This is a genomic window from Dyadobacter sandarakinus (genome assembly GCF_016894445.1).
In the GTDB taxonomy this organism is placed as follows: domain Bacteria; phylum Bacteroidota; class Bacteroidia; order Cytophagales; family Spirosomataceae; genus Dyadobacter; species Dyadobacter sandarakinus.
In genome coordinates, this window is record NZ_CP056775.1 from 4583281 (window position 1) to 4600200 (window position 16920).

Annotated in this window: 14 protein-coding genes and 1 pseudogene; 8 read left to right on the plus strand and 7 right to left on the minus strand. The window is 50.5% G+C overall.

The window, feature by feature from the left end; all coding sequences use genetic code 11:
• Positions 1-116 precede the first annotated feature (116 nt).
• The 4 genes from HWI92_RS18700 to HWI92_RS18715 all read left to right on the plus strand — a co-directional run bounded on the left by HWI92_RS18700 (position 117) and on the right by HWI92_RS18715 (position 5002).
• Positions 117-1361: a peroxiredoxin family protein gene (locus tag HWI92_RS18700; protein ID WP_204658102.1), complete on the plus strand. Its 1245-nt coding sequence runs from the start codon at positions 117-119 to the stop codon at positions 1359-1361.
• 147 nt (positions 1362-1508) lie between these two features.
• On the plus strand, positions 1509-1973 hold the full coding sequence (locus HWI92_RS18705) for a MarR family winged helix-turn-helix transcriptional regulator (protein ID WP_204658104.1): 465 nt from the start codon (positions 1509-1511) through the stop codon (positions 1971-1973).
• Positions 1974-1988: 15 nt separating this feature from the next.
• The gene (locus HWI92_RS18710; protein ID WP_204658106.1) at positions 1989-4394 is read left to right on the plus strand and encodes a 3-hydroxyacyl-CoA dehydrogenase/enoyl-CoA hydratase family protein; all 2406 of its coding nucleotides are present in this window, start codon (positions 1989-1991) and stop codon (positions 4392-4394) included.
• A 161-nt stretch (positions 4395-4555) separates the two neighbouring features.
• Positions 4556-5002 (plus strand): RrF2 family transcriptional regulator, encoded by a 447-nt coding sequence (locus HWI92_RS18715; RefSeq protein WP_204658108.1) that lies wholly within the window; start codon positions 4556-4558, stop codon positions 5000-5002.
• Here HWI92_RS18715 and HWI92_RS18720 read toward each other — a convergent pair.
• From HWI92_RS18720 to HWI92_RS18750, 7 genes are all read right to left on the minus strand, one after another.
• A complete protein-coding gene (locus tag HWI92_RS18720; RefSeq protein WP_204658110.1) occupies positions 4991-6601 on the minus strand; it encodes a glycosyltransferase family protein in 1611 nt (536 codons plus the stop codon). The genes HWI92_RS18715 and HWI92_RS18720 overlap by 12 nt on opposite strands.
• Positions 6602-6604: 3 nt before the next feature.
• Positions 6605-7552, minus strand: a complete 948-nt coding sequence (locus HWI92_RS18725; protein ID WP_204658112.1) for a glycosyltransferase — start codon at positions 7550-7552, stop codon at positions 6605-6607.
• A 57-nt stretch (positions 7553-7609) separates the two neighbouring features.
• A complete protein-coding gene (locus HWI92_RS18730; protein WP_204658114.1) occupies positions 7610-8686 on the minus strand; it encodes an NAD-dependent epimerase/dehydratase family protein in 1077 nt (358 codons plus the stop codon).
• A gap of 229 nt (positions 8687-8915) precedes the next feature.
• Positions 8916-9167, minus strand: coding sequence for a hypothetical protein (locus HWI92_RS18735; RefSeq protein ID WP_204658116.1), 252 nt, complete (start codon positions 9165-9167; stop codon positions 8916-8918).
• A gap of 79 nt (positions 9168-9246) precedes the next feature.
• Complete coding sequence (locus HWI92_RS18740) at positions 9247-10980, minus strand: M3 family oligoendopeptidase (RefSeq protein ID WP_204658118.1); 1734 nt, start codon at positions 10978-10980, stop codon at positions 9247-9249.
• A 228-nt stretch (positions 10981-11208) separates the two neighbouring features.
• Positions 11209-11439 carry a DUF433 domain-containing protein gene (locus HWI92_RS18745; RefSeq protein ID WP_204658120.1) on the minus strand — a complete coding sequence of 77 codons (231 nt, stop codon included), beginning with the start codon at positions 11437-11439 and terminating at the stop codon, positions 11209-11211.
• 52 nt (positions 11440-11491) lie between these two features.
• Positions 11492-12745 (minus strand): cation:dicarboxylate symporter family transporter, encoded by a 1254-nt coding sequence (locus HWI92_RS18750; protein ID WP_204658122.1) that lies wholly within the window; start codon positions 12743-12745, stop codon positions 11492-11494.
• A 173-nt stretch (positions 12746-12918) separates the two neighbouring features.
• Here HWI92_RS18750 and HWI92_RS18755 point away from each other — a divergent pair, with 173 nt between their 5' ends.
• The 4 genes and pseudogenes from HWI92_RS18755 to HWI92_RS18770 all read left to right on the plus strand — a co-directional run bounded on the left by HWI92_RS18755 (position 12919) and on the right by HWI92_RS18770 (position 16735).
• Positions 12919-13755, plus strand: coding sequence for a heme/hemin ABC transporter substrate-binding protein (locus HWI92_RS18755; RefSeq protein ID WP_204658124.1), 837 nt, complete (start codon positions 12919-12921; stop codon positions 13753-13755).
• Between the two features lie 2 nt (positions 13756-13757).
• Entirely contained in the window at positions 13758-14867 is a 1110-nt protein-coding gene (locus tag HWI92_RS18760) for a FecCD family ABC transporter permease (protein WP_229248305.1), read from the plus strand.
• Positions 14864-15568: pseudogene (locus HWI92_RS18765) on the plus strand (heme ABC transporter ATP-binding protein); the annotation flags it as partial. The gene HWI92_RS18760 and the pseudogene HWI92_RS18765, both read left to right, overlap by 4 nt.
• 120 nt (positions 15569-15688) lie before the next feature.
• A complete protein-coding gene (locus HWI92_RS18770) occupies positions 15689-16735 on the plus strand; it encodes a hemin-degrading factor (RefSeq protein ID WP_204658128.1) in 1047 nt (348 codons plus the stop codon).
• Positions 16736-16920 lie beyond the last annotated feature (185 nt).

The window sequence follows — 16920 nt, forward strand, 5'->3', positions numbered from 1 at the left end:
AACTAAATATTGCCAGGCGGCAGTTACAAACTTAGCAATTTTAAAGCGTAGGAATTGCGCCGCACAGGGGATTTAATTTCTTCGCTCACCCCGATTTTGTTACTTATAAATACGATATGAGACTTCTTCATTTCCTGGCCGGCGGCCTGATTTCCCTTGCTGTATGGGGCTGCGGTTCATCTCAGCCCGAGGTAAAAGAAGGTACCTGGCGTGCAACACTCACCCGGGAGGGCAACAAGCTTCCGCTTCTTCTGGAGATCAATAAAAATACCGACGGCAAATCATACTCCGCCTTTGCGATCAATGGTGAGGAAAAGCTGCAAATGGATTCATTGTACTTCCAGAACGACTCACTGGTGATTCCTATGCAGCTTTTTGATGCTAAAATTGTGGCAAAAGTAGATAAGGACCGGATGACCGGTCTGTATTACCGCGTTCCCAATGGCATCATTGCAGGTTCTCTTCCTTTTGAGGCCACACATGGTGAGAATTATAAATTTTACCCCAAAGGTACCGCCAAAGCCAGCCGCAATGTAACCGGCAACTGGGCCACTACCTTCAAAAATGAAGTAACCGGAGACACTACGCTGGCCGTAGGCAGCTTTCGCCAGGACGGCAGTGATGTTACCGGTTCCTTTCTGACGCCCACGGGCGACTACCGCTTTCTGACAGGGAGCGTAAATGGCGACAGCCTGTACCTTTCCACTTTTGACGGCTCCAATGCGATGCTCTTTAAAGCTGCGGTACAAAGTGACGGATCTATTAAAGGTGCTATGTGGTCGGGATTGAAAGGGTACAAAACCTTCGTGGCAAAGGCTGACTCAGCGGCCAGGCTGCCGGATGCAACCAAGCTCACCTTCCTGAAACCCGGCTTTGATACGGTTGATTTTACATTTTCGGATGCCGACGGAAAGCAGGTATCCCTCAAAGATCCGCGCTTCAAAGGCAAGCCGGTAATCATTCAGATCATGGGTTCGTGGTGCCCTAATTGTATGGACGAAACCAACTTCCTGGCGCCCTGGTACAGCAAAAACAAGGATCGTGGCGTAGAGATCGTGGGCCTGGCTTTTGAGCGCTCGGATAAGCCTGAGGTTTCCAATCCCAAGATCAAACGGATGGTCAGCCGCTTCAACATCGAATATCCCGTGTTGCTCGCAGGTACCAACACCGATGAAGCTACCAGCAAGGCGCTGCCTGCGCTGAACAAGGTAATGTCATATCCTACGACCATTTTTATTGATAAAAAAGGAAAAGTAAGGGAGATCCATACCGGCTTTTCGGGTCCCGGAACCGGCAAATACTATGATGAGTTTGTCGCGGATTTCAATGGACTGATGGATAAGCTCATTGCCGAAAAGTAGAAAACAGGACTGAATTGCAAAGCGCGCCGGCATAAAATTGCCGGCGCGCTTTTTTACAGGCACCTAATAGTATGCTTGCATAATGAAATTGTGTTTTGTTACATTTGTAAAGAGCGTACTCCTGACACCAGCCAATCTTTTGAGTCGATGCGGAAGGAAAAGACCATAGACTACCAGATTAAAAAAGCCTGGCATTCCATTTCCAGGATGTACAATGCTTACGCAGCCCGGTACGATACCACGATGGCCACCGGCTTTGTGCTCCTCAACATCGACATTGAAACCGGTACCCCCGCAACCAAGATTGCCCCTGCCCTGGGTATGGAGCCCCGCAGCCTGGTACGCATGCTGAAAACCCTGGAAGAAAAAGGGCTGATCAGGCGGGAGGTGAGTGCAGACGACAAGCGTTTTGTACGCATTATGCTCACCGAACTGGGTAAGGAAAAGCGGGAAATTGCCCGAGAGGGAGTTATATCATTCAACACAATGATACGCGACAAGATCCCGCTGGATAAGCTGGTGACTTTTTTTGATGTCATTAAAGAAATAAACCGGCTCGTGGAGGAGGAAAATCAGAAACTGAAAGCAGGCGAGATCGAGGAAGAACTGTAAAACCAAATTCTTGAAATGAACCGATCAATCCGTAAAGTGGCCGTACTTGGCTCCGGGATCATGGGCTCGCGCATTGCGTGCCATTTTGCAAATATTGGTGTGGAAGTATTACTGCTCGATATGGTTCCTGCCGCACTCACACCCTCCGAAGAAGCCAAAGGTCTTACGTCCGCGCACCCCGCCGTACGCAACCGCATCGTTACGGAGGCTTTTCAGCAGACTTTGAAAGCTACCCCGGCATCGCTGTACAGCACAGACTTTGCTTCCCGCGTCAGGCTGGGCAACTTTGATGATAACCTGGCCGAAATCGCAAAATATGACTGGGTGATCGAGGTGATTGTGGAGCGGCTGGATATCAAGAAAAACCTGCTGGAAAAAGTTGACGCGCTTCGCAAGCCCGGAACCCTCATTACGTCCAATACATCGGGCATTCCCATTCATTTGATGGCCGAAGGCCGGAGCGATGATTTCCGGAAGCACTTTTGCGGTACGCACTTCTTCAACCCGCCCCGCTACCTGCGCCTGCTCGAAATTATCCCGGGAGCTGAAACGGACGAAGCCGTCATTGCTTTCCTGATGCATTACGGCGATCTGTTTTTGGGTAAAACAACAGTACGCTGCAAGGATACTCCGGGCTTTATCGCCAACCGGCTGGGCATTTACGCATTGATCCAGACGATCCGCGCGGCCGAAGAAATGGGATTGAGCGTGGAGGAAGTGGACAAGCTTACCGGACCCGTGGCAGGCAGGCCTAAATCGGGTACTTACCGGCTTTCGGATGTGGTAGGACTGGATACAACCGTGCACGTGGCCCATAACCTGTATGCATCGGGAGAAGGTACCGACGAATCACGGGATGCATTTGCATTGCCGGATATCATGCAGAAATTATATGATAACAAGTGGCTTGGAGATAAAACAGGACAGGGTTTTTATAAAAAAATAAAGGACGAAAAAGGCAAGTCTGTGATCCTTGCGCTGGACTTTAAAACACTGGAATACAAACCTTCCGGAAAAACCAGGTTTGCCACCCTGGAAGGTACCAGAAATATCCAGGAGCCCGTTGAGCGCTTTCCGGTGCTGATTGCAGGGGAAGACCGTGCAGGCGAGTTTTACAGGAAAACCTTTTCTCAAATTTTCCAATACGCAACCCTGCGTATCCCGGAAATTGCGGATGAAATTTTTAGGGTCGATCAGGCGATTACGGCGGGGTTTGGCTGGCAGCTGGGACCCTTTGAAACGTGGGATGCAATCGGAGTCCGGCGGATGGTATCGATCATGGAGGACCTTGACCTGAAACCTGCCGGCTGGGTGTACCGGATGCTCGAAAACGGCAAGGAAAAATTTTACACCATAGAGGAAGGCAAACGCCTTTATTACGACATAACTACCGGAACATACTGCAAAATACCGGGACAGGACGGGCTTATCCTGCTAAGTAACCTGTCGGAAAATGTAGTCTGGAAAAATGCAGGAGCCCGGCTTTACGACCTGGGCGACGGCATTCTGAACCTTGAATTCCGCTCCAAAATGAATACCATGGGGCCGGAGGTGATTGAGGGTATACAAAAGTCCGTCAGCATTGCCGAAAAGGATTTCCGCGGGCTGGTTATCGGCAACGAGTCGCCGGATGCCTACTCCGCCGGTGCTAACCTGGCCATGCTCTTTATGTATGCAATCGAGCAGGATTTTGACGAGATCAACCTGATGATCTCGCAGTTTCAGCAAACCATGATGCGCGCCCGCTACTCGTCCGTTCCCGTGGTAACCGCCCCGCATTCGCTTGCATTGGGTGGCGGCTGCGAGCTGAACCTCCATGCCGACAAGGTGGTAGCACATGCCGAAACGTATATAGGTCTGGTTGAATTTGGAGTAGGTATCATTCCGGCCGGGGGCGGTACCAAAGAAATGGCGCTGCGCTGCTCGGATATGTACCAGGCCGGCGATCCCGAGCTCAATATTTTACAGAATTCATTCATGAACATTGCCACCGCAAAGGTGTCCACATCGGCCCGGGAGGCATTGGAGATGAACTACCTGCAGGAGAAAGACCAGATCGTACTGAACCGCTCCCGGCTCATCGCCGAAGCCAAGCAGGCTGCTTTGGATCTGGCGGATAACGGATATACTCAGCCCAAGCAGCGGACAGACATTAAGGTACAGGGAAAAACCGGCATTGCATTGTTTCTGGCAGGTATTGCTCAGATGCGCCTGGCCAATTACATTTCCGAGCACGATGCAAAAATCGCCGGAAAACTGGCCTACGTTATCAATGGAGGAGACCTCAGCTACCCGCAGCAGGTCACTGAGCAGTACCTTCTCGACCTGGAAAGAGAGGCATTCCTGTCATTATGCGGGGAAAAGAAAACACTGGAAAGAATGCAGGGTTTACTGAACGGAGGCAAGCCGCCACGTAACTAGTTCGCTGAAAACCGGTGGGAATTATTGGGAGGACAAATTGTGTTTATAAGAAAGGAAAGCCTAAGAAAAGTTCTATATTTAGAATCATTCCGCTCCACTTTCCTGTTGTAATCGTTCATATTTACACATACTTACGCGAAATATACATTTGACCTAATCACATGATTTCAAAAAAGGCAAAATACGCACTTAAAGCTCTGAAAGTTCTGGCCGAGCAGTTCGGGAAAGGTCCCGTGCTGATTTCCTATATAGCTGAAAAAGAAAAAATCCCCAAGAAATTCCTGGAAGCCATCCTGCTGGATCTTCGCAATAATGGCGTCCTGCAAAGTCAGAAAGGCAAAGGTGGCGGCTACCTGCTGAGAATGCCGCCCGGTGAGGTTAATTTTTCCAAGGTACTGCGCATTATTGACGGTCCTATTGCTCCCGCGCTTTGCGTTTCCATGTTTTTTTATGGTAAATGCGATGACTGCAAGGATGAAGAGACATGCAGCCTGCGCTCAGTTCTGGAAAAATGGCGGGATGCCAACCTTGCCGTACTGGACAAAACTACCCTGAGTGATCTCCTGGAAGCTGACAAAGCACAAAGCGGCGTTTTTTCACAGCTTTAAGCGATCATTCCGAACATATAGCCTGGTTCCGTCGTAATCGCCGGCCAGGCTATAATTTTTTGATACATAACTGAAAAGCCCGGGAAAGCAGCGGAGATCCTGCGTCGGCCTGTCCTGTACCCAAAAGCTGTTTTTGCCCACGGCATCCAGGATCACGGCAGGACGTGTCCGCTCCACGTCGGACAGGTAGCGCTGGCGGTAAGTATCGCGCAGCGGATGTGAAAAAATAGACCTTTCAGAATGGTTTTCGGCCGTGCCCTGTGCCAGTTGCGCCTCCACATAGTAGATGCATTGCCAGCCCCAAACGGTCATATAGTCGCCTTTTCTGATGAATTTGCGGGCGGCTTTCACCACTTCACTTTCACCCAGTCCCCGGGCTCCTGTGGATGGAAAATCATTGAGCCGGTGCTCTTTCCGGAACAAAAAGGCATCACAGGTTATAAAACAAGCCAGTACAATAGCCGGAAAAGCCAGGTGCCATTTACCCGGTTTTGCAAAACCGTAAGCCGCAAGCAATGTCCAGGGAATGAAGCAGAAATTGAGGTAATGCACAAAATCGTTGCCCGACTTGGTTACTGCGTAAATCGTCGCCAGCAGCAACAATCCCAGGGTAACAGGCACAGGGTACTGTTCTTCTTTCCTGCGGAAAATGGTCACGATCCTGATCAGGCCGGCAATTATAGGTACCAGCAGCACCATCGAATAAATCTGAAAGTCGGTGCTGCGGCGCAATATGAGGGCAAATTGGGATGGAATAGACCAAAACCCTTTTCCTCCCGCGTAAATCACGTTTCCAAGCAGGTAGAAGTCGATCAAATCCCTGAAAACCCCGAAAGTGAAAGTCCAGGCCAGTACCACCAGCGGAAAGGCTAAACCGCCGGCAAGAAGTGAAAAGACGTGTGTAAGGTTTTTGTTTTTACGAAAATGCACAAAGCAGAGCCAGCATGCACCCGCTACAATAACCAGGGCCATCGGTACAACCTGCAATTTGGCAAAAGGGGACGCACCTGCTACCAGTCCCAGCACAAACAAAGCGCGCGGTGAAAGTTTTTTCTGAATGCTGAGCCGTGAAAAAAGCCAGACACAAGCCGACAGCATGAACACAGGCAGCTGCTCGCTCGAATAATGTACGAAATCCAACTCCTGCGTGAATGCCAGCATGATTACGGTGGCTGCAAATGCCCAGCGCCTGCCCCCGGAAAACCAGTTTTTCAGGCTCAGAAACAGGAAAGTAAGTGCACCGGCACTGCATAGCATGCCCATGAGCCGCCCCGAGGTATAGTTAATCTGAAAACCCAGTATGCGCGGGATCACAAGCAGGTAATTGTCCAGTGGCCCAATGGTGGTACCATCCACCGATCGCCAGTACACGGGATCCTGAAAGAGTGTGATGGCATGGCTGAGCATTTGGCTTTCATCGGGATTGAGCTCCCGGTTAAAAACAATGGCAGGCAGCCGCATGAAGACAAACAGTGTCAGGCACAGCAGCAAAAAAAGACGATCGGGCACTTTGCGCCAGCCGGATGCAATGATGACAATCCCGGCCAAAACATACCCGGCGAGCCAGTATATGGTGGGTGAGCTGTCAAATGTGATCATGCCTCAGCTAAATGTTTCCACTTTCTCAACAAAATCCCGGTAGTGCAGGGCAGGAATGAAATTCTGCTGCGAGCGATACTGCAATACCATGAAAACCAGAAACAGGGAGATCAGGAAAAACTGCAGCATCAGGATGATCAGGGCACTGCCCAGCGTGGAAGCCCAGCCGGGTGTGGCATTGCCTATGATTTTGAGAAAAAGAATGATGATAATGAAGGTTATTGCCAGGCCGGACATGAAAATGGACAGGATCAGGATGCGTACTGCAGTAGTGTCTACCAGCACCGAAATGGCGCTGAGCCCATGCAGTACGAGGGATACAAAGTTCATTTTGCTCTCACCGGCCAATCTCCTGGCCCGGTTGCTCAGTATAGCATCGTAAGGCAGTCGCGACTTGATGATACCGCCGGGGTAATTGTTCCAGATTTCGGATACACGCACCAGATTTTTCAGCCTGCTCCGGGGTACCAGGCTGAAATTCCCGAAGGTGATCACTTTCCCGGTAAGCAGCTTGAATACACTCTTATAGATCAGGTAAAAAAACCGGAATACGAAGCCCTCCGTACGTTTGTTCCGCTCAGCAAAAATGATGGTGTCCGGCTTTTCCAGCGACTTGTCTACCAACCGGTTGATGTCCACGGGAGCATCTTCACCATCTGCATCCATAACAATAACCTTATCAGCATCGAGCTGCTCGGCTGCGTAGGACAAGCCAATAGTAATGGCTTTCTGGTGGCCGAGGTTCCGGTATAGCGTGATTACCTTGATTTCTTTTCCACCGAAAAAAGCAAAGGGCTGCAACCGCGGCTTTGACGAGCAATCGTCTACAATCAGCAGCGTGGTATGGGCAAGAATATGCGGGGCAAGGTCCGCATTTATCTTCTGTATGAGCAGGTTAAGCGCCTCCCAGTCATTGAATTGTGGAATGATAATGACGAAATTTTCGGGCATGGGCGACAAATTGAAAACCCACTGCCTGCATAGCTGCGGCAATGGGCTTGAAATGCTTTAAACCGTTTTGGCTCCTAATCTTGCAGCGATACCATCGTGGATCTGCGTGAGCGTTTCCACCAGGCCGTACTCCCAGTTCCAGCCGGGATAGTGCGACTTGAATTTGGACAAATCACTCACATACCAGATATGATCTCCAATGCGGTTGTTTTCGGAATAGGAGTAAGAAAGCTTGTTGCCGGTGATTTTTTCGCAAAGCTCAATGGCTTCAAGCATGGAGCAATTGGCAAACCGGCCTCCTCCTGCATTGTAAACCTCTCCCGGCCGCGGATTCTGGTAAAAGTGCCAGAACATGTTCACCAGGTCGTGGCTATGAATATTGTCGCGTACCTGCTTTCCCTTGTACCCGAAAATCGTGTAATGTGTGCCGGTAATGGCACATTTCATCAGATAAGCCAGGAAGCCGTGCAGCTGGGCGCCCGAGTGATTGGGGCCCGTGAGGCAGCCTCCGCGGAACACGCCCGTTTTCATTCCGAAATACCGGCCGTACTCCTGTACCATGATATCAGCAGCCACTTTGGACGCGCCGAAAACAGAGTGCTTGGTATGGTCAATGCTATGGTTTTCGTCGATTCCGTTGATGAAGTAAGGATGACTTTCGTCGATCTCCCAGCGGGTTTCGAGCTCTACGAGCGGCAGGTAATTAGGATTGTCGCCGTAAACTTTATTGGTTGATGTAAATATAAAAACAGCCTCAGGTGCATGCAGCCTGGTCATTTCCAGCATATTGAGCGTACCTACCGCATTGACACCAAAATCTGTAAAAGGCTCTTTGGCGGCCCAGTCATGGCTTGGCTGCGCAGCAGCATGAACGATCATTTTGATATCCGTACCATATTCCCGGAAGATCGGTTCAAGTTCTTTTGCCTCCCGGATATCCGCTGCGTAATGCCTGTAATTGGTAAATGCTTCCTGGATGCGGTTGCGGTTCCACTCGGTATTCCCGTCTGCCCCAAAGAAATATTGTCTCAGGTTATTGTCGATTCCCACTACCAGATCAAACTTTTCTGCAAGAAAAGCAACCGATTCACTTCCTATCAGGCCGGCAGAGCCGGTAACCAACGCTACATTCATAAGATGTGTACTTTTAATGAGTTGATGCTGCCAGAACCACCTTCGTATAGCAGTCAATAACGTGTAAAGTAAATTAAAAATGTTCAATTGTCACAACTCACGCCTGTCAGCATGAGGCTGCAATGCAGGTTTAGCGCAGACCTGTATTGAAAATATACTATTGGTACAACAAAAAAAGATACCCTGCTGAGGGTACCTTTTATATGTTTTTTCAAAAAAAGATGCTGCCTTATTCCTGTACAACAGAATTGGTGGTACCGCTGAACAATTTGGCGCGGATGTTATTAACGCGCTCGTCAAGCTCCGGCTTTGCCGGGTATTTATTTGCCATTTGTCTTGGTAAAGAATCAGGGCTTACACCATAAACATACTCATTACCCTGGTTCACGTCTTTCTGTTCCTTGTTGTTGTATTTCTGGTACTCACAAGACGAAAGCAGCGCAACACCTGCCACAAACGCAACTATTTTATTGAATTTCATTTCTTACGACAGTTCATAGTAATACGTACAAAAATAGGGGCCATTTTACTAACGACCAAATGCTTGCCGGACGAAAATCCTATTTTTTCAGCTCGTCCAGCTCACCTTTCACAAACTGCATCAGCTCGGTAATGTGCCCGCGCGAGAAGTTGAACGGAATGTTGGCAGCCTGGTAGATCTCCCCGATCGTGGCCGTGTACCCCAGCTTTAATGCATCCAGGTAGCCTTTCAGTCCCTGTTCAGGATTTGCACGGTAATTTTTCCAGACTCCGATAGCCCCAAGCTGCGCAATACCATATTCTATGTAATAAAAAGGTACTTCGTAAATGTGGAGCTGGCGCTGCCAGATGTACTTTTTAAAGTGTTCCAGCCCCGACCAATCGATCACTGAGTCTGTAAACTCTTCATAAATCCTGACCCACGCAGCCGTACGCTCCTCGCCGGTATGTGCCGGATTTTCGTACATCCAGTGCTGGAACTTGTCTACCGTCGCAACCCATGGCAGGGTTTCGATAATGGATTCGAGATGCTGGATCTTGGCCCTTTTCAGGTCGTCTTCGTTTTCAAAAAATTCGTCCCAGAAATCCATGGTGATCAGCTCCATCGACATGGATGCGAGCTCTGCCACCTCGGATGGCGTATGCTTGAATGAGTTAAGTGCCAGGTCGCGGGTAACAAGCGAATGCACGGCGTGGCCACCTTCGTGCAGCAGCGTCACCATATCGCGCAGGTTGGAGGTGGCATTCATAAATATAAATGGTACACCGATCTCATCCAGCGGATAGTTGTACCCACCGGGTGCCTTGCCTTTCCTGGATTCGAGATCCAGGTGCTTCATTGCGCGCATGGTACGCAGGCAGTCGCCCAGGAATGGGTCCAGGCGCGAAAAGCAGCGGATGGTTTTTTCCAGAAGCTCATCGCCGGTCTGGAAAGGTTTCAATGGCGGTAACCCTCTGGGATCTACTTTCGTGTCCCAGGGACGAAGCGGATCTACGTTCAGCGCACTTTTCCGGGCTTGCGCTACCTCATTGAGCATTGGCACTACCGCCTCCCTTACCGAGGCATGAAAATCAAAACAATCCTGAGGCGTATAGTCAAACCGGCCCATGGCAGCAAACATATAGTCGCGGTAGTTGGCAAAACCGGCATTCCTGCCCACATTATGCCGCAGCGAAACCAGCTTGTTCAGCAGTTCGTCCAGTTTTTCGTGGTCTTCATACCGACGGCCGTTAATAGCCCGCCAGGCTTCTTCCCGCACTTCCCGGTCTGTGGATTGCAGACGGTCGGATGCTTTTTGCAGGGTCATTTCCTCTCCGTCCAGCGTCACGGTCATGGCACCGGCAATAGCGCCGTACTTGCGCTCTTCGGTTTGCATTTCGGTGATCAGCGGGATGTTCTCTTCCCTGAAAATCTCAATGGCCTTCTTCATTCCGCGAAGCGTCACGGCATAGCCGGGCTCCTGCAGGTCTTTCAGAAAAGGACTATCTACAACCTTCTTGTCCAATGCATTACCGTATTCGGCAAGCTTGGGCTGGATTTCGGTAATAAAAAACTGCAGCGCGTTGATGAGGCCGGTATTGGCTGTATCGCAGGTCTGCCGGATGTAACGCCATGCAAAGTTTTCCGACAGGTATGATTCGATCTCGCTGCGGTCTGCAAACCATTGCTGCAGTTCCTCTGCCGAGTTGATCCCGCGGTTTTTAAGATTTTCAAAGAATGGTTCAAGGTCCTCCCACTTTTTAAGGTCAAACTCTTCTCCAATAAAAACCCGCCTGTTCCGGGAAGGTATATCAATGGTCTCTTCGTTTGTCATATTCAAGAATCTGGTTGTTTTTAAAGTACTTCAGTATTTACGTGACCGGATTTCATTTACAGTAATTGTCGTAAAATGATCCGATAAGTCAGCAGATTTCTCTGAAAGTAGTCGTATTCAAGTTTTTATGATTTTTCTGTTTTTCAAAGCCCATACCTAAGTAAAGCACACTGATCCATTGAAGCCGGCATTCCGGAATACCATGCTCTATTTTCTCATTGGCCGGGATCATGGTAAGTCTTCCAGGTCCTCCTGGTTTGCAACCAACTCGGCAGCGTATTGTAATACGGCCCGGACAGACTCAGGGGTTAGACAAGGGTACATGTTAAGAATTGTTTCCATGCCGGCTCCCTCAGCCAGCTTTCTCAAAATTGCCTCAACCGTGAGCCGGGTGCCATTAATAACCGGCTTGCCCATCATCATGCGGGGATCAGCACTTATATAATCCCGGTAGTTCATGCATGTAAGGTTAAACACAAATCTAACAAATTCAATGCCTGCTTCATCCCATTCAATGGGCCCGCGGGCTGAGGTTGTCACTTACGATATTTTCGGTTTGCCGGACATTGGAGAATGCCTCGTGCATTTTGGTACGGTCAAATTCCCGCTCATTGTTGGCCAGCCAGATCGTCGCAACGCCATTCCCGATGAAGTTGGTAATGGCCCTGGCCTCAGACATAAACCGGTCTACGCCCAGCAGCAGCGCCAGTCCCTCCACCGGGATCACCCGGATGGCCGTGAGGGTTGACGCAAGTACCACAAAGCCGCTGCCTGTAACCCCGGCGGCACCTTTTGAAGTGACCATCAGGATGCCTATCAGCGAAAGGATTTGTCCGATGCCCAGGTGCACATGAAATACCTGCGCCAGAAAAATGGTAGCCATAGACAGGTAGATGGTTGTACCGTCGAGGTTGAAGGAGTAACCTGCCGGGACTACCAGCCCCACTACCGGCTTGGAACATCCCATACGTTCCAGCTTTTCCATCAGCGAAGGCAGTGCTGCCTCAGACGATGAAGTACCCAGCACGATCAGCAGCTCTTCGCGGATGTATTTGAGATAACCCCAGAGACTCACCTTGTAAGTACGCAGAATAAGCCCCAGAACGCCGAAAATAAAGATTGTCATGGTTGCATATACCGTTCCCATCAGCTTGGCGAGGGGCAGCAAGGTATGGATGCCGTACTTTCCAATGGTATAGGCCATTCCCCCGAATGCACCCACCGGTGCCAGCAGCATGACAAACCGCAAAGCACGAAACACGTATTTTGATACAAAATTAAGCTTAACAATCACCTGATCGCGACCGGCATACCTGCTCAGCAGAATCCCGAGCACCAGCGAGACGAGCAGTACCTGCAAGGTTACATTGTCCAGAAAAAACTGCCACCAGCTGAAATCCTGCACCTTGCTGGTATAACCCGAAATGTCACCTTTCTGTAGATTTCCGGTGGCGACCCCGTCGCCGGGGCGCAGGATATTGGCCACAATGATCCCTACGATCAATGCAAGTGTGGTCACGATTTCAAAGTAGATCAATGCTTTGGCGCCGACCTTCCCTACTTTTTTCAGATCTCCCATGCCGATAATGCCGAGCGTGATCGTCAGGAAAATGATCGGGTTGATAAATACCTTGACGATCTGGATAAACCCTTTGCCGAGAAATTCCATTTTGATGGCCGTATCAGGATCATAGTGCCCGAGCAAAGCCCCGCAGGTAATGGCAGTCAGGACCCAGAAGGTCAGGTTTGTGAAGAGTTTTTTCAATTTGAATAACAGGTTATCAGGGATCAGGGGCAGGCTGCAAAGCCGTGGTTTTTGAATATACAATATTAAAGGCCGTGCAGTCGCGTCAAAACCCGCCCGGGAAAATATTTAAACATTATTTATATTTGGTCTAAATAATAATCTATATTTGCCCGGCACGAAAATAAAACTGCATGTTACCTCCCCTGCTACGGAAACTGGGGTGCCTGGCACTCTCCTTCCTGGTCATCCACGCTGATTCAGCAGCCCAGTCCCTCCGGATTGTATCTGCAAATGGTACATTAAGTGAAATCTTGGCTGGCATCGGCCTCGAAAAGCAGCTGGTGGGTGTGGATGTAACAAGTACTTACCCGGCCTCGCTTGAAAAGATCCCCAGGATCGGCCATAACCGTAGCATTGCGGCCGAAGGTATTTTATCCCTCAACCCCGACGTCGTCATTTATACGGATAAAAGCATGCTCTCGCCCGCAGTAGTAAAGCAGCTGGGCAGCAGCGGCAAAAAGGTTGTCGAGTTCAGGCATGATTACACCCGTGAAGGCACAATCAGGCTGATCCGGGAGGCAGGCGCTTATTTCAATGCAAAGCCACAGGCCGAAAAGCTGGTGAAAACTTTGGAAAGTGATTTGTCAAAAATTAAAAAACCGGCTGCGCCTAAAAAGCTGCTCTTTATCTACGCACGCGGCACCGGCACGCTCATGGTGTCGGGTACAGGCACCTCGGTCGACAAGATGTTTGAGCTTACCGGCCACAAAAATGCCGTGCAGGGTTTTACGGAATTCAAGCCACTCACTGCCGAATCGCTCATAGCAGCCAACCCGGACGTACTCGTACTGTTTGACAGCGGACTGGAAAGTCTGGAAGGTATAGACGGACTGCTGAAAGTACCCGGCGTGGCAAGTACCAGCGCAGGACGAAACCGGAAAATAGTCACCATGGACGGGCAGTACCTCACCGGATTCGGTCCCAGGCTGGGGAAAGCCGCCCTGGAACTGGCCCAAAAAGTAAAATAGCCATGCTCGCAGAAAAGATCAGCCCGACCCTGCATGCTCCACACCCTGAGACAGTGGAACCGGCACCCATGCCATCGCACTCAGGCCGGATGATCGGTCTGCTGGGACTGTTGCTGGTTGCCAGCATGGTTTATGCCGCCTGTACGGGTGCGCTGTCCATCTCACTGCCCGAGCTCGCCCGTATTGTGGGTTTCAAGCTGGGTATTGTACCCGAGCTGCTGGTTGAAGAGCAAAAATCGATTGTGTTCTGGGTCATACGGCTGCCGCGGGTATGCCTGGCAGTACTGGTAGGCGCAGCATTGGGTACAGCGGGCGCATCCCTGCAGGGTTTGTTCCGCAATCCCATTGCAGATGCTGCACTCATCGGCGTAACTTCCGGGGCATCCATGTTTGCAGTACTTGTCATGATGCTCAACATCAGGTATTTCAGCATGCTCAATGAGCTTGCCGGTACCTATGCCATATCGTTTGTATCCTTTGCGGGCGCTGCCCTGACGACCCTGCTGGTGTACCAGCTTTCGAAAGTTATGGGTGAAAAAAGCATTACTACCCTGCTCCTGTGCGGTATTGCAATCAATGCATTTGTAGGTGCAACCACTGGGCTGATGACCTACCTGGCCGACGATGCCCAGCTGCGTTCCATTACATTCTGGAACCTGGGCAGCCTGGGTGGTGCCAGCTGGACTGCGGTTCTGACTCTGGCTCCGTTTGTCGGTGTGCCGCTGTTGTTCCTGCCCCAGCTCTCCAAATCGTTGAACCTGCTGGTACTGGGTGAAAGTCAGGCTGCCAGCCTGGGGGTGAATCTTAAAACCCTGAAAAGACAGGTTATTATACTTGCTACGCTCGGTGTGGGTGCGTCAGTAGCAATTGCCGGTACCATTGGATTTGTCGGGCTGGTGGTGCCGCACATGATCCGCGCAGCTTTCGGGCCCGGCCACCGCACGCTGATCATCGGTTCGGCCCTGGGCGGGGCAATCGTACTTACCCTTGCAGATACCCTCTCACGCACGATTGTAGCGCCTTCCGAGCTGCCGATCGGCATACTTACTGCCTTGCTGGGTACCCCTTTTTTCCTGTATATTCTTTGGGAACAAAAAAGAAAGAGGCTATGATCGAGGCAAAAAATGTTTCATTCAGGATTAAAAACGAGGTTTTACTGGAAAATATAAGTTTGACTGTGAAGCCGGGCGAGTTTTGGGCAGTCACCGGTGCAAATGGTGCCGGCAAATCGACATTCATCCGATTGCTCTCCGCAGAACACCCGCTTTCAGCAGGCAGCATTCTTTTTCACGGACGTGAACTGAAAACCTATCCGCTCAGGGAACTTGCCGGAAAACGCGCTGTGCTCTCCCAGCAAAACACCATTACCCTGCAGTTTACTGCCAGGGAGATCGTACTGATGGGCCGCTATCCTTTTTACGATACGATTCCGGCACGCCGCGACCTGGCGATTGTGGATTTGTGCCTGCATAAGACCGGCATTTTTAATTTGAAAGACCGGCTCTACCCTACTCTGTCGGGCGGAGAGCAGCAGCGGGTGCAGCTCGCCCGAACCCTGGCGCAGATCTGGGAAGTGGAAAACGGCCTCATCCTGCTGGACGAACCTACTACGGGCATGGACCTCCTGCACCAGCATGAAACATTCAGGATTGCGCGGGAAATGACGGACCAGGGTTTTTCTGTGATTGCCGTTGTACATGACCTCAACCAAGCGCTCCAATATGCCGGCCACGTGCTGCTGCTCCAAGACGGAAAAAGCTTTGCTTCCGGCACGCCCCCTGCGGTACTTACCGAAAGCAACATCAAAGCCGCATTCGGATTGCCGGTCCGCATTTTTCACCCGGCCCATGCCAGCCACGCGGTCATCGTACCTGACGTGGCCATGGCGACAGCGATACCGCAAAATTGATTGTAACAAAAAACGCTACCAGCTATGAAAACCGAATTACCTACCTCCCGGGCCGAACTGAAAGAACGCTGGGCCGACTTTAAGACCACTAATCCTAAAACCCGCATCCGCGATGCGGCCCGTGAGCTGGGCACTTCCGAGGCCGAGCTCGTCGCTACCGGATCAGGTGAAAACGCTACCCTGCTCAGCGGCGACTTCCGGGATCTGATCAGGGAGGTGGGCTTACTGGGCCAGGTGATGGCACTTACGCGGAACGATCATGTGGTACATGAGCGCAAGGGCGTTTATGAAAATGTGTCTTTCAACAATCATGTAGGGCTGGTGCTCGGACCGGACATTGACCTGCGCCTTTTCCTGGGCGACTGGAAGTTTGGCTTTGCCGTACACGAAAATGAGCGGCACAGCCTGCAATTCTTCAATAGTTTCGGCGAAGCCGCACACAAGATTTACCTGACCGAAAAAAGCAACAGGGAAGCTTACGACGCACTTGTAGCCAGATACAGGGCCGAGGATCAGGATGTAAACCTTTTTGTAAAAGAAAAACCTGAAAGTGCCGCTGAACAAATAGAGGAGCCTGCGCTGGACAAAGCGGCATTTCAGCAGGAGTGGCTGGCCCTCAAAGACACGCATGATTTCTTCACATTGCTGCGCAAGTACAAGTTGTCGCGCAGTCAGGCATTGCGCAATGCACCCCAGGGTTACGCCTGGCAGATCCAACCCGAAAGTCTGAAAGCGGTGTTTGAAGGAACCTCGGAGCGGCAGGTGCCAATTATGGTATTTGTGTCCAATCAGAACTGCATCCAGATCCATACCGGCCCGATCAACAAAATATTTGTGATGGGTCCCTGGCTCAACATCATGGACCCGGACTTCAACCTGCATCTGCGGCAGGATGCTATCGACCAGGCTTGGGTGGTGAGAAAGCCCACCGAGGATGGTGTTGTTACGGGTATTGAGCTTATTGATAAGGACGGGGTCATGTTCAACCAGTTTTTCGGTAAACGCAAGCCCGGCCTGCCCGAATTACCCGGTTGGGTCCGCCTGATTGAAGATACTGTGATCAAAAAATAAATTTCGCCATAGTAATGAGAAATGGCCGGCTTCCATAAGCCGGTCTTTTTTGTTCCAGGAAAATGGAAACACCTGTACGCTGCTGCAAAAGCATGTTCTAAGTTTTAGTAAACTTTTTTATATAGTACTACAAATATTATTCTGTATTTCAATTGTTTATGAAAGTAGATTGTGAACATTCTATT

What these genes read in the sequence shown, in the direction of transcription:
- HWI92_RS18700 (WP_204658102.1), top strand. Translation starts at nt 117, where the DNA reads ATGAGACTTCTTCATTTCCTGGCCGGCGGCCTGATTTCCCTTGCTGTA.
- HWI92_RS18705 (WP_204658104.1), top strand. Translation starts at nt 1,509, where the DNA reads ATGCGGAAGGAAAAGACCATAGACTACCAGATTAAAAAAGCCTGGCAT.
- HWI92_RS18710 (WP_204658106.1), top strand. Translation starts at nt 1,989, where the DNA reads ATGAACCGATCAATCCGTAAAGTGGCCGTACTTGGCTCCGGGATCATG.
- HWI92_RS18715 (WP_204658108.1), top strand. Translation starts at nt 4,556, where the DNA reads ATGATTTCAAAAAAGGCAAAATACGCACTTAAAGCTCTGAAAGTTCTG.
- HWI92_RS18720 (WP_204658110.1), bottom strand. Translation starts at nt 6,601, where the DNA reads ATGATCACATTTGACAGCTCACCCACCATATACTGGCTCGCCGGGTAT.
- HWI92_RS18725 (WP_204658112.1), bottom strand. Translation starts at nt 7,552, where the DNA reads ATGCCCGAAAATTTCGTCATTATCATTCCACAATTCAATGACTGGGAG.
- HWI92_RS18730 (WP_204658114.1), bottom strand. Translation starts at nt 8,686, where the DNA reads ATGAATGTAGCGTTGGTTACCGGCTCTGCCGGCCTGATAGGAAGTGAA.
- HWI92_RS18735 (WP_204658116.1), bottom strand. Translation starts at nt 9,167, where the DNA reads ATGAAATTCAATAAAATAGTTGCGTTTGTGGCAGGTGTTGCGCTGCTT.
- HWI92_RS18740 (WP_204658118.1), bottom strand. Translation starts at nt 10,980, where the DNA reads ATGACAAACGAAGAGACCATTGATATACCTTCCCGGAACAGGCGGGTT.
- HWI92_RS18745 (WP_204658120.1), bottom strand. Translation starts at nt 11,439, where the DNA reads ATGAACTACCGGGATTATATAAGTGCTGATCCCCGCATGATGATGGGC.
- HWI92_RS18755 (WP_204658124.1), top strand. Translation starts at nt 12,919, where the DNA reads ATGTTACCTCCCCTGCTACGGAAACTGGGGTGCCTGGCACTCTCCTTC.
- HWI92_RS18760 (WP_229248305.1), top strand. Translation starts at nt 13,758, where the DNA reads ATGCTCGCAGAAAAGATCAGCCCGACCCTGCATGCTCCACACCCTGAG.
- HWI92_RS18770 (WP_204658128.1), top strand. Translation starts at nt 15,689, where the DNA reads ATGAAAACCGAATTACCTACCTCCCGGGCCGAACTGAAAGAACGCTGG.